Source organism: Ralstonia sp. RL (assembly GCF_001683835.1).
GTDB lineage: Bacteria > Pseudomonadota > Gammaproteobacteria > Burkholderiales > Burkholderiaceae > Ralstonia > Ralstonia mannitolilytica.
Genome location: NZ_LWRX01000076.1, coordinates 1 through 11,237, shown reverse-complemented (window position 1 = coordinate 11,237; position 11,237 = coordinate 1). Strand labels below are relative to the sequence as shown.

General features: G+C 66.5%; 12 protein-coding genes. 2 read left to right on the top strand and 10 right to left on the bottom strand.

The window, feature by feature from the left end; genetic code table 11:
* The 3 genes from A6M56_RS07760 to A6M56_RS07750 all read right to left on the bottom strand — a co-directional run.
* On the bottom strand, positions 1-3,049 hold a 3,049-nt coding region (locus A6M56_RS07760; protein ID WP_286758008.1), incomplete at its 3' end, for a hypothetical protein.
* A gap of 1 nt (position 3,050) precedes the next feature.
* Positions 3,051-3,458 carry a hypothetical protein gene (locus A6M56_RS07755; protein WP_102080547.1) on the bottom strand — a complete coding sequence of 136 codons (408 nt, stop codon included), beginning with the start codon at positions 3,456-3,458 and terminating at the stop codon, positions 3,051-3,053.
* Positions 3,459-3,468: 10 nt separating this feature from the next.
* Positions 3,469-7,512, bottom strand: a complete 4,044-nt coding sequence (locus A6M56_RS07750; protein ID WP_102080548.1) for a tape measure protein — start codon at positions 7,510-7,512, stop codon at positions 3,469-3,471.
* A gap of 66 nt (positions 7,513-7,578) precedes the next feature.
* Here A6M56_RS07750 and A6M56_RS07745 point away from each other — a divergent pair, with 66 nt between their 5' ends.
* Positions 7,579-7,830: a type II toxin-antitoxin system Phd/YefM family antitoxin gene (locus A6M56_RS07745; protein ID WP_102080549.1), complete on the top strand. Its 252-nt coding sequence runs from the start codon at positions 7,579-7,581 to the stop codon at positions 7,828-7,830.
* Positions 7,827-8,240 carry a type II toxin-antitoxin system VapC family toxin gene (locus A6M56_RS07740; protein ID WP_102080550.1) on the top strand — a complete coding sequence of 138 codons (414 nt, stop codon included), beginning with the start codon at positions 7,827-7,829 and terminating at the stop codon, positions 8,238-8,240. The genes A6M56_RS07745 and A6M56_RS07740 overlap by 4 nt, the downstream gene beginning before the upstream one ends.
* A gap of 3 nt (positions 8,241-8,243) precedes the next feature.
* Here the strand turns inward: A6M56_RS07740 and A6M56_RS07735 are convergent, their stop codons facing one another.
* From A6M56_RS07735 to A6M56_RS07705, 7 genes are read right to left on the bottom strand one after another with little or no spacing between them, the layout of a single operon-like run.
* Positions 8,244-8,888 carry a DUF6441 family protein gene (locus tag A6M56_RS07735; protein WP_102080551.1) on the bottom strand — a complete coding sequence of 215 codons (645 nt, stop codon included), beginning with the start codon at positions 8,886-8,888 and terminating at the stop codon, positions 8,244-8,246.
* Positions 8,863-9,030: a hypothetical protein gene (locus A6M56_RS07730; RefSeq protein ID WP_257984079.1), complete on the bottom strand. Its 168-nt coding sequence runs from the start codon at positions 9,028-9,030 to the stop codon at positions 8,863-8,865. The genes A6M56_RS07735 and A6M56_RS07730 overlap by 26 nt, the downstream gene beginning before the upstream one ends.
* A gap of 50 nt (positions 9,031-9,080) precedes the next feature.
* On the bottom strand, positions 9,081-9,479 hold the full coding sequence (locus A6M56_RS07725) for a DUF6631 family protein (protein ID WP_286758006.1): 399 nt from the start codon (positions 9,477-9,479) through the stop codon (positions 9,081-9,083).
* Positions 9,480-9,492: 13 nt separating this feature from the next.
* Positions 9,493-10,245: a phage tail tube protein gene (locus tag A6M56_RS07720; protein WP_286758004.1), complete on the bottom strand. Its 753-nt coding sequence runs from the start codon at positions 10,243-10,245 to the stop codon at positions 9,493-9,495.
* Entirely contained in the window at positions 10,242-10,442 is a 201-nt protein-coding gene (locus A6M56_RS07715; protein ID WP_286758003.1) for a DUF7210 family protein, read from the bottom strand. The genes A6M56_RS07720 and A6M56_RS07715 overlap by 4 nt, the downstream gene beginning before the upstream one ends.
* 6 nt (positions 10,443-10,448) lie before the next feature.
* Positions 10,449-10,895 (bottom strand): hypothetical protein, encoded by a 447-nt coding sequence (locus A6M56_RS07710; protein WP_286758002.1) that lies wholly within the window; start codon positions 10,893-10,895, stop codon positions 10,449-10,451.
* 3 nt (positions 10,896-10,898) lie between these two features.
* A complete protein-coding gene (locus tag A6M56_RS07705; RefSeq protein ID WP_353744911.1) occupies positions 10,899-11,201 on the bottom strand; it encodes a head-tail joining protein in 303 nt (100 codons plus the stop codon).
* Between the last annotated feature and the right edge of the window lie 36 nt (positions 11,202-11,237).

The following is an 11,237-nucleotide window of genomic DNA, read 5'->3' as shown; positions in this document are numbered from 1 at the left end:
TGAAGCTGATCTCGCCGTTGATCTGCACGTCGCGCACCACGGCCATGTCCTCGATGCGGTGCTCGACGGTCACCGGCTGGCTGTAGCCCGTCACGTTGGTGAAGGTGACCGTGCCGGCCTCGAGATCGGCGGTGTAGCCGGTGTGGATCACCGATCCGTCGTGGCCGACCACGCGCACGCGCGACAGGCGCACCCGGGCGCAATCGATGGTCTGGCCGTTGCTGACCGAGGTGGTGATCTTGCCGGTGTGGCCGACGACGGCGAAGCCACCCGGACGGAAGATCGGCACTCGCCCATCGCTGGGCAGCCGCACCGGATCGATGCCGAGCAGATCGGCATCCAGCGGCAGATAGCTGTAGGCCACTGCGCTGTAGCGCACACTGGAGGCAGCCACCGGCTCGGGCCGGAAGATCTTGCCGTCCGTCCCCACGCGGTCGGCGGCGTACCACGGCTCGCTCTCGTTGCCGGCCGCCGTGACCGTCGTGCCGAAGCGCACGCGTACCAGGCCGGTCTCGTAGTCGACACTGCCGTTGATGCCGGTCGCCTCGATCTTGCCGTCGATGCCTGCCGTCACGTTCTGCGTGCCACCGACCGCGCGGGCGTACTGGATCGAGACCGATCCCGGTCGCAGCGGGGCCGCGCCGGTGCGGAACACGAATTCGCTGGAGATGTTCTCGCCGACCGTGGTCACGCAACTGGCGCGCGTGATCGCATTGGTCACACCCGCCGTCCAGGACGTGAGAGTGACGTCGCCCGAGAGGTAGTTGATCGTGCCGCGCGTGACCCAGCCGCTGGGCGTGAACTCGCGCAAGGTGCCCTGACCATTGTCGCCCCAGGGCTGCGCGCCACTGGTCGTGAGCAGCACCGTGCCCGTTACCACCTGGGCGTTCACGCCCGGCACCAGCTTGAAGCTGGGCGCGAACTGAAAGGTTTCCGTTTGATTGTTGGTCGCGCCCGCTCTGTTGTAGCGTAGCTTCACGTAGCCCGATTCGTCGTTCGGGTACAGCGACGGCGCGGCAACGTAGGACAGGCCGCCATAGTTCAGGCGCCAGCGACCGGTTCCCGCGACGGCCGCCGAGGTGTAGTTCGGGCGCGGAATCCGGACGGTCACGTCCGGATTGAAGATCACCTCGCCGGTGGCGTAGTTGACCGTGCCGATGCTCGCGCCGTTGAGGACGACGTTGCCGCTGCCGTCGTCGCGGCCGATCTGGGTCGGGTCGCGCCACGCAGCCTGAACGCCCATTTCCTGCAGTTGCGCGAGGGTGTACGCACCCAACACCGCCGTGTCGGTCAGCGTGTTCCACTCGACCTCGAGCGAGCCCGGCTCGATGGCTCCGAGGGTCGCGGTGACAGGAAGCAGCCCCGCGCCATTGCGGGAGGGGTGAGCGAACGAATCCTCGTGCTTGAGGCCTGCGACGTAGCTGACGGTGAGCTGCGTGCCCACTGACGGCATCACGTTGGGCGCGAAGTCGAGACGGTTCTGCGCGGCGCTCAGGAATCCGGTGGCTGCCCCGGACAGCACGCCAGACGTCGCCGCCGACGCGGTCTTGGTACCGCTGTACTCCCAACTGACTCTCAGCGAGCCGGGTTGTACCGCAGTCCCGGCGGGCGGATTCAAGGCGAGGCTCTGCGAAGCCTTGAGGCTGGCCTGCGGCTGCTGCGTCTCTTGCGTCGGGACGTTCCAGGTCAGGATCAGTGAACTGCCTACGTCGGGCAGCGCTCCGAGCGTCACGACGAACGCGCCGGTGTTCTTGTTGAACGTGCCCGCGCCGTAGCTGGCATCCAATCCTTTGAGCGAGCCACTGCCGCCGTCGGACAGCACGTACCAGCGCCCCTGCGCCATATAGCTGATGGACAGCGTGCCGGGCTGCGGCACCGGATTGACCGTGCCGACGTAGGACTGGCTGCGCGACTCCGGCGTGACCGGAATCTCCGAGCTTTGCGGCGCACGCAGAATCTGCGCGGCTGGCGTGTACGTGATCGCCTTCGCGTTCGACATCGAACCGGAGTTGAGGCTCAGGATGCCGTTGGCGTAGTCGATGGTGCCCATCGTGCCGCTGGCGGTCTTGAGCAGGCCAGCGTCGTCGAAGATCGTGATGCCGTCCGTGGCGATGGCCAGCGACCCCGGCAGGCATCCCCCCGGCAGGCTGAACTTCACGCTCGTCGTCCACGCGTGGCTGGCCGTGTAGCTGACCGGGACCGCGCCGGGCACGGGCAGCCCCGCGGCCGCATACGGCGGGACGAAGGAGATCGGCGTCTCGGTCTGGGCGCTGGGCACCAGCTGCGTGTAGATGGACGCGCCCTTGATCGTGAAGTCGCCGACGGCGGCAGCTTGCGTCAGCGGCACCACGCCGACATAGGTGCCCGCGTCGGCCACGACCGTGTCGCGTACCTTGGTGCTGTTGCTGGCGCGTGTGAAGGTGCGCGTCGCGGGTGAGCCGGTGAAGTCGTAGCGCAGCGCGTCGCTGATCTCGACCGTGACCACGTTGGCCTTGTAGTCCTGGTCGCTGTCGTAGGTGAAGGTGCGCTCCACGACCGACACCGAGGTGGCCCGGATGTACTGCTCCTTCTGCGTGCCCAGGCCCTCGTTCTCGATCAAGACCAGTGTCTGGCCGACATTGGGGATGGTGTCGGTGACGCGCTGGAAAAGCTGGATGACGCGCTGGCCCGCGATGTGGTTCTCGAACAGGTAGCCCGCCCACTCCGGCCCTTTGTTGAGGTAGGCCTCGATACGGACTTGCGCCTGCTCACGGGTGTCGAAGGTCTTCTCGGTGGAGAACAGCGTGACGCTGACGCGGGCATCCTGCGGCGGCTCGGCCACGATGACGTTCGCCCCGAAGTAGGTGTCGGTGTCGTCGGTCTGCACCGAGACGAAGGTCTTGCGCAGATTGACCCGGCCGCCGGCACGATCCAGTTCGGAGATGTCGGGGAAGATGGCGTTGGAGACGCCGTCGGCGATGGTGATGCCCGTGGGCGCGCCACCACCCTCGGGCACGTCCGCCATCACGGCGGACTTCAGCAGTTTCACGTCGCCGGATTGGATCGGCATCTCAGATCTCCAGGAATCGAAGGGTCAGGCGGTAGAAGTCGGTGTCGGCGCGTGCCGGGATGCCCAATACCGGCTCGGCCTCGATGGCCGTTTCTGCGTGGCGGAAGGCCACCGAAAACGAGCGGCCATCGGCGAAGGTCAGCGCGAAGCGGCCCGTGTTGTTGCCGACAGGAATCGCAGCCCAGGCACGCAGTTGTTCCACCGTGACGCGCGTAACCCAGGCCATATCGGGCGCGCCCACCAGCGTGATCGGACGCCCGGCCTGCCGGGTCGCCGACTGGATCAGCAAGGCTCCAGTGATGAGGTAGGACGCGGACGCTACGGCGGGCGTCCAGGCGTGCTCATCACTCCACAGCAAATCGTCTGGCAGCAGTAGGGCCACCTCGTCGGAGAGGTTCTTCAGTTGCATCGGGAAGGACTCACACCGCCCGGGAACGGGCGGCATCAAGGAGTTGCAGAAGGCGCGACTCGTCGCGCGCATCGACGGTGGCGTTGACCTTGCGGTCACCCGAGGACAGTTCCACGCGCACGGTGCGCGCGGGGCCGCCATCGCTCGGCAGCACTGGGCGCGTCAGCCCGGACCCGATGGGTTGCACCAGACCGCCGGAGGTGAAACCCTGCACGCCCGCCAGCACGCGACCGGCCAGCGCCTGCGCCGGAGCGGCCAGGTTGTTGATCGCCTCGAAGAAGCCGGCGCCGTAGCGGGCGACGGCTCCCTTGTTCACGACATACTCGCCGGGCGTCAGCATCGCGGGCACGGTGTCCGACTTCGACAGGCCGCCGCGCCGGTAGAACTCGCCCTGGTGCTGCTCCATGTAGTCGATCAGCTCGCGCTCCAGGTCCTTGCCCCAGAGCAGAGGCTGGGCCATCGCCTGCCGCCACGTCTGCTTGATGCGCTCCAGGTTCTGGCGCTCGTTGCCGGTAAGCGTCTTGCGGTCGATGAAGTCCTCCAGCGCGCGCCGATCCTGCTGGGCCTGCTTGCCATAGCTCTCCATCGTTTTCCAGCGCATGTCGAGGCTGACCGACGCACCGTAGTTCCATTCCAGCCAGCGCGTGTACTCGTCCATGCCCTGCAGGCCGAGGTCGATCATCTTCAAGGCCTCGACCGCCTCGCGGTTGCGTTTCGGCGTGCTGGGCTTGCCGTCCGGATCGGTGCTTGTGGAGCCGGCGCTGCCCAACGAGGCGACGCGCCCGCCGACCGCGAAGTTGGCGACGCCATTGGCCAGACGCGCCAGCGCGCCGCCGCCGTATTTCTGCACAGCGGCCTTGCGAATCACGAAGGCACCGGCGTCCAAGGTGCGCGGCACGGTGTCGTGGTGGCCAGAGCCGGGAACCGATCCACCAGTCATCCGGGGAAACGCCGGGGCCACCGCGCCGCCATCGGCGTAGCGGCGCACGCCACCCCCGACCAGACCGCCGGTGGCATTCGTTTCCACCTTCGTTACGTAGATCGTGTGCGTGCTCGAGGTGTTGGCCCCGTTCAGGCTCATGATCTCGGCTCGGGCCGCTTCGGCATTGGTACTGACCTGATGCCGAGATTCGGTCTGGATGCGATCCAGTGCCTTGATCTGGTTCTCGACATTGCTGATCGCGGCCTGCGCCTTCTCGGTCGCCACCTTCAGTTCGAGCTGCGAGTTCTGGTCGGCGTAGGTCTTGAGCCTGGCCAGCGCGTCCTTCGCCTTGGACACGTCGGCATCGACCGGCAGGGTCTTGCCTTCCTTGAGCAACTGCTCGTACTGCTGCAGCTTCTTCTCGGCCTCCTGCAGGTCGGCCTGGATCTTGAGCAGCACCTCCTTCTCGGCGAGCGCCTTGTCCAGATCGGCGATGGCCTTGTCGAAGCGCGCGGTGTCGGCGTCGATGGTGACCTTCAGGCCGTCTTTGAGCTTGGCGGTGATCTGATCGATCTCGACTGAAGTCTGCGTCAGCGTCTGCTTGATCTGGTCGCGGGCCGTCAGAGCCGACTGTGCCGCCGTCTGATGCGCCTTGGCTTCGGCGTCCAGCGTCTTGTTCAGAATCTCCTCCGACTCGCGGATGCGCTGGATGGCTTGATTGACGCCGTCCTTGCCCTGCGCGATCTGCGCGTCGGCATCCTTGGTTTTCTGGGCCAGTTCGGCGCGGAGCTGATCGGCCTGACGCATCAAGGCCTCGGCCTGCGCGTATTCCTGCTTGCGATAGGCCTCGCGCGACTGGGCCTCCAGTTGGGTGACCTGCGACACCGCCTGTTCGGACTGCTTGCGGGCGTCTTCACCGCGCTTGGCCTCGCTGGTCTGGCTGCTCGCCACCTGCGCGGCCAGATCCATCGCCTTCTGCGCGAGTTGTCGGGCCTGCTCGAACTCGCCATTGGCCAGCGCCTCGCGCGCCTTCTCCTGGTACTCGGCGATCTGGCGTTTGCGGTCCTCGGTCGCTTCGAATTCCGTCATGCCCTGACGGCGGATGTCGCGGACGCGCTCCTCCGTCGTCATCGAGAGCTGGCGCTTTTCCTCCTCGATGCGCTTGATCTCGGCCAGATGCCGGTTGGCTTCGGCGTTGAGCGCGTCGATGTGCTGACGGTACTCGGCCAACGCCTGCGTCATCGTCTGGCGCTTGGTGGCCAGGATTTCGTTTTCGACCCGCGTGACGTTGGCCGCGCGCTCGGCCTGGGTCTGCCCATCGCGGCGCGCCGCTTCGATCTTGGCGCGGGACTCGTCGTCGATCAGCTTCAACGCGTCCGTCGTGGCCTGCCGCCGCAGCGTGGTCTGCTGGGTCAGCGCCTCGGTCAGCAGTTGCGTGGACTTCGTGATCAGCGCGGCTTCGGACTGCTTGGAGAGTTCCAGCGCGCTCTTCTCCTGCTCGTAGCGCGCCTTCACGGCCTCGACTTGCCGCTGCAGGTTGGCCTCGACGATGGAGGTCAGGCCCTTGTACGCCTCGGCCATCTTCGCGGTCGCGTCGTTGACCGTCTGGTTGGCCTTGCCGACGGCCTGTTCGACCTCGCCGAGGCGAGATTTCAGTTTCTCCAGGGCGCTGTGAACCGCCTCGATGCCGCGCCCGACCGCTTCCTGCGTCCCCTGACGCACTGCTTCCAGCCGCTTGGCAATCTCCTCGGCGGCGCTGGCTGCCGTGTTCATCGCGCCCTTGGCGGCATCCGCCCCCTTGGAGGCGTCGGCGTACATCTGCGCGAAGATCTGGTTCATCTCGGCGAGACGAGCCTCGTGGCGCTTGGTGGCGTCGGCAATCGTGTCGGAGGTGAAGATGGCGGCGAAGGCTTCCCAGTGGTAGCGCAGTTGTTCGACCGCCTTGACCAGCACCTCCACCATAAAGATGCCCGCCTTGCGAACGATCTCGAATTTCTCCGACAGCCACGTCCCGATCTCCCAGCCGACGAGGAAGGCCCCGAGCACCGCAAACGCCGTCTTGAGCACGCCCACGCTGGCCACGGCGGCGGACACCGACAAGTTGGCCGTCGTCCAGGCGGCAGCGGTTGCACTGGCGGCCGTGACCGCCGCCGCACCGGCGGTCTGCCACGCGGTGATGAGTGCCGGGATCAGGCGGTAGATCAGCACGGCCAGCCCCACCTCGGCGATGCGCTTCAACCACTGCATCACCGTGTCGAGGTTCTCCGACAACCACGTCAGCGCCTCGGCGAGCTTCTTGGTGAAGCCGGTCGATTCGTCGAGTTTGCTGATCCATTGCCCAAAGGCGTTCTTAAGGCGTTCGAACGACTGGCTGACGGTTTGCGGCAGTTGGGCGTACTCGCTGGCGAGCTTGTCTTTCTGGCTCATCAGCGCGTTCACCACCACATCAGCAGTGAGGCGGCCTTCCTCGGCGAGCTTGCGCAAGCGACCGATGGGTACGTTCAGACCATCGGCCAGCGCCTTGGCCAGACGCGGGCTGTTCTCGACGACGGAGTTGAATTCCTCGCCGCGCAGCACGCCCGACGCCAACGCCTGCCCGAACTGCAGCAAAGACGACTGCGCCTCGGTGGCCGATGCGCCCGACAGACGCAGCGCCTGCGAGATGCTCTCGGTGATCGTGAGCGCATCCTTCTGCTCGCCGCCCAGCATCCGCACCGCCTGCTGCAGCTTGCCGTACAGCGTGGCCGTTTCCTGGATCGGCACGCCGATGCGCTGGGCGATGTCGAACAGCTCCTTCTGCGCGACGGCGTACTCGCGCTGGCCGGCGGTCGCCAGCTTCAGGCGCGCGGACATCATGTTCCAGGCATCGGCGATCTGGACGATCTCCTGCACCTTGCCCGCCGCCCAGTTGATCGACAGGAAGGCGAGCAGCTGCGTCTTGGCTGTAGAGATCTGATCGCCGAAGGCCGACATCCCGGCCTTGACCTGGGCCATCCCGGCAGCGGCCTTCTCGCCAGCGGTCTTGGCCGTGGCCGACAACTCGCCGAGGCTGCGCTCGGCGGACGTGATGGCGCGCTTGAGCCCCTCGTCGGCCCCTTCGAGCGCGACGAGGACGGAAATGCGGTTTGCCATGAGGGTAGGATTCGGGTAGAGTTCTAACTATTATGGTCAGACTTGTTGGGTCGTCAGGAGGCTGTCATGCAAAGCTGGCAAATGCAAACCGCCAAGGCGCGGTTCTCGGAACTGGTCAAGCACGCGGCGCAGGAAGGGCCGCAGGACATCACGCTGCACGGCAAGTCCGTCGCCGTGGTGCTGTCGCGCGAGCTGTTCGACCGGCTTTCCGGCGGCGAGCAGTCGCTGGTGGACTTCATGCGCGCCTCGCCGCTGGCGGGGCACGACGAAATCGAATTCGAACGTAGCCGCAGCCTGCCGCGCGAGATCACGTTTTGAGCTACCTCGTCGACACCAACGTCCTGTCCGAACTGCGCAACCGCAAGGCCGACGCGAAGGTCGTGGCGTGGATGCAAGCGCGCCCGCGCCAGTCGCTGTATCTCTCCGTCCTCAGCCTGGGCGAAATCCGCAAAGGCATCGAAGGCGTCGCCGATCCCGCTTTCCGCCAGACCCTCACGGACTGGCTGGAAGTGGGGTTGCCCAATTACTTCCTCGGTCGGGTGCTGGGCATCGACGCGGAGGTCGCCGACCGCTGGGGCCGTGTGCAGGCCAGCGCCGGTCGCACCTTGCCGGTCATCGATGGCCTGCTGGCAGCGACGGCCTTGCAGCACGACCTGACGCTGGTGACTCGCAACGTCAAGGACTTCGAAGGTCTTGGCGTGCAGATCGTCAACCCGTGGGAAGCGTGAGCGTCAGTCCACCGTCCGGATCTGCTTCTCGATAGCCGCCGACAGACGCGGGATGCGGCCCGCGACCAGACGCTCGACATCGAGGCGCTTCTTGAGCACGACCTTCGGCACCAGCACGGCAATCGGAATGTCCGCGCCCCGCTTGAGTCGTTTGACGCCTTCGGCCTTGCGGTAACGGCGCTTGAAGCCCGCCAACGGCCGGTCGTGTTCCTTGATGTTCTCGGCCATCAGGACGATGTTCCCCTTTGCGTTCTTGATGAAATAGGCATTGCCGCCACGCATCAGCTCGGCGATCTGGGCCTTGAAGCGTTTCCTGCCGACCCGCCCGTGCAACGGGATCAGCATCCGACCGGCGATCAGGCCACCGCGCTCGTGCATGCCCGACCACGGAATGCGCGAGCCCACGTAGAGTGCAGGCAGGCGGTTCGGGTCTTTGTCCAGCACCTTGGCGGTGAAGCCCTTGAGGAAGGACTTCTTGACCACTGCCATCTGGCTCGCGGCGTGGCTACGCACGTCCTGCTTGAGTTCGACCGCCTCGCTGGCAATGGCGCGCGCCACCGCCTTCTTGACCTTGTCGCGGAACTCGCCGCCCCAGCGGCGCAGTTGCGCCTGCGCAGCCTTGCTATCGATGCGGACGGAGATGCGCATGGTCAGTGGCCCGATGGGTGAGCTGGTCGAGGGTCTGGTCGAGATGGCGGGCGTCGCCGCGCGTGCCGATGGCGACGAGCGACAGCAGCCGCGCATCGCGGGCCGCGTCGGTGCGCGCCGTCGCGGCGACGAAGCCGCGCACCTGCGCCAGGGTGTAGTCGAGGATGTCGGGCAGGCGGTGGCCGTGCGCGATCAGGTGCTGGACGGTGTCGAACCAGCCGCCTTGCTCCCCGGTGGCAGCTTCGTTTGCGCGAACAGGGTGTCGATCCTGGGGATCACCGTCCGGGTAAAAAAATCGGCATTCACCTCGATCACCTTGGCCGCCAGCAAGATCGCCTCGTCGGCGGCGAGTTCATCCACCCATGCACGCGGCTTGCCCACCGCGATGGCGATGGCCGACAGCAGGTCATCGCCGCGTTCGCCGAACAGCGCGAGCCAGTCGATCTCGCCGCCGGTGAGATGCTGCATCACCGGCGTGATCGCACGCAGGAAGCCCGGCATCTGGCCGACCTTCAACGGCTTGATGGCCAGGGGCTCACCGTCGATGACCAGCTCCACGGATTGCGGAATCAGGGTTTCCAGATCACTCATGGCTCACCCCGGCTCAGAGCTGCACGATGCGGCCGAACTGGCCGAGCAGCGCGTCGAAGGGCTTGGTCGAGTCGGCCAGCAGCGAGCCCTCCAGCTCGAACTTGTTGTACTCGTCCGAGATGAAGGAGATCTCCTTCAGCGGATCGAACGCGACGCGGTAGAGCTCGACCAGCACCTTGGCATTGCCCTGTGCGGTGTTGACGCCTTCCAACCGCAGGTAACGCTCGGGCAGTGCCTGCGTGAAGATGCCGATCTCGGTGGCGACGCCGTAGGCGTAGCTGGCCTTGAACGGCGGCGTGAAGCCGGTGATCTCCAGAAACTGGAGGGCACCGAAATCGGTGTCGGCGGTGTAGTGGGTGCCCAGGGTCAAGGTGGCGGGCGTGCCGGCCGAATCCATCACGACCAGCGACGACACCTTGGGATGCGCGAGGAAGTAGCGGTCGCCCACGACCGGCGCGGCGCCACCTACCGGTTCGCCGGTCACCGTGCCGCCCGAGCCGGTGACGTGGTTGCCGTACAGCGCGAGGGCGAGGTTCTCCTTCGTGAACTCCTCGATAGTGAGGTTCACCGTGGCCGACTTTTGCTTGACCATCCGGTGGTCGAGCGAGCGCTGGCCTGTCTGGCTCTCGTAGTGCTCCAGCACGTCGGTCTTGAGCGAAAGCTTCAGCTCAGCCACGTTGCCGGGCGAGCGCACTTCGATGGGCAGGCCGGCCGCGTCGCGTTTGCCGAGGAAGACGCGGCCTTGGAATGATGCATAGGTGCTCATGGCTTGGGTTCCTTGCGTGGGAGAGGTTTCGGTTCGGGTGCGGTGTCGGGGTTGGCGACAGGGGCGGCCGGCCCCGGCTTGGCGATGTCGTGCGCGATTAGCCAGTCGGCCGTGGCCACGTCCACCTCGATCCGGTCACCGGGCGCATAGGGCTTGCCCGCATGCGTGTGCGAGCGGGTCAGGACAAGTACGGTCATGGGTGTTCATCCAAGGGTTGAAAGATCGTTGGCCAGCGTCCGGTACGTGATGCGGTAGCGCGCCGGCAGCGCCACGGCCACCGCATCGGCGTCCTCGATCTCCCATTCGGCATCGACTTCGCGCAGCCCCAAGGCCAGACCGCCGAGGGTGCCGTCCGTCATCAAGGCAGCGTGCGCTGCCGTGAGCAGCCCATCGGCCGCGGTCTCGGGGACGGCAGGCGGCACGGCGCGCGTGAGCGCCACGAGGCGGACAGTGAGTTCCCGCGTCACGCGGTCGTTGGCGCGTTCGGTGATGGCGTCGATTTCCGGAAACACCACCAGCGCCGGGCATTGCTCCCGGCTGATGGCCACCGCCGGCGAACGGTGCAGACCGGCCCCGAACGCCTCGGCCGCGGGCCGGACAGCCGCCGCCACCGCGAGCAGGATGCGCTCGCGGATCGAGTTGTCGGCCATGGGTCAGGCCCTCGTGAGGGTTGCGCGCATCTCGGAGCCGTCGCCCACGGCCCGGATGTCGCGCACCAGGAACGTTGCGCCGTCGATCTCGACCGCCTCACGGGACGCAAGACCGGTGAAGACGGATGCGGGGTAGGAGATCGCGTATTCGGTGCTCAGGGCCAAGCCGTCGAGCACCGTGCCATCCGGCGCGGCGAAGCCGACCGGATGGCTCTGCGGCGGCGAGCCGTCGGCGGGGCGCCAGAGGCACTCCTTCAGCAAGCCCGCGTGGGATGCCGCTTCGTAGATCTGTTCCACCAGACTCATACGCCACCCATGACGAGCTTGACCAGCAGCGCCGGG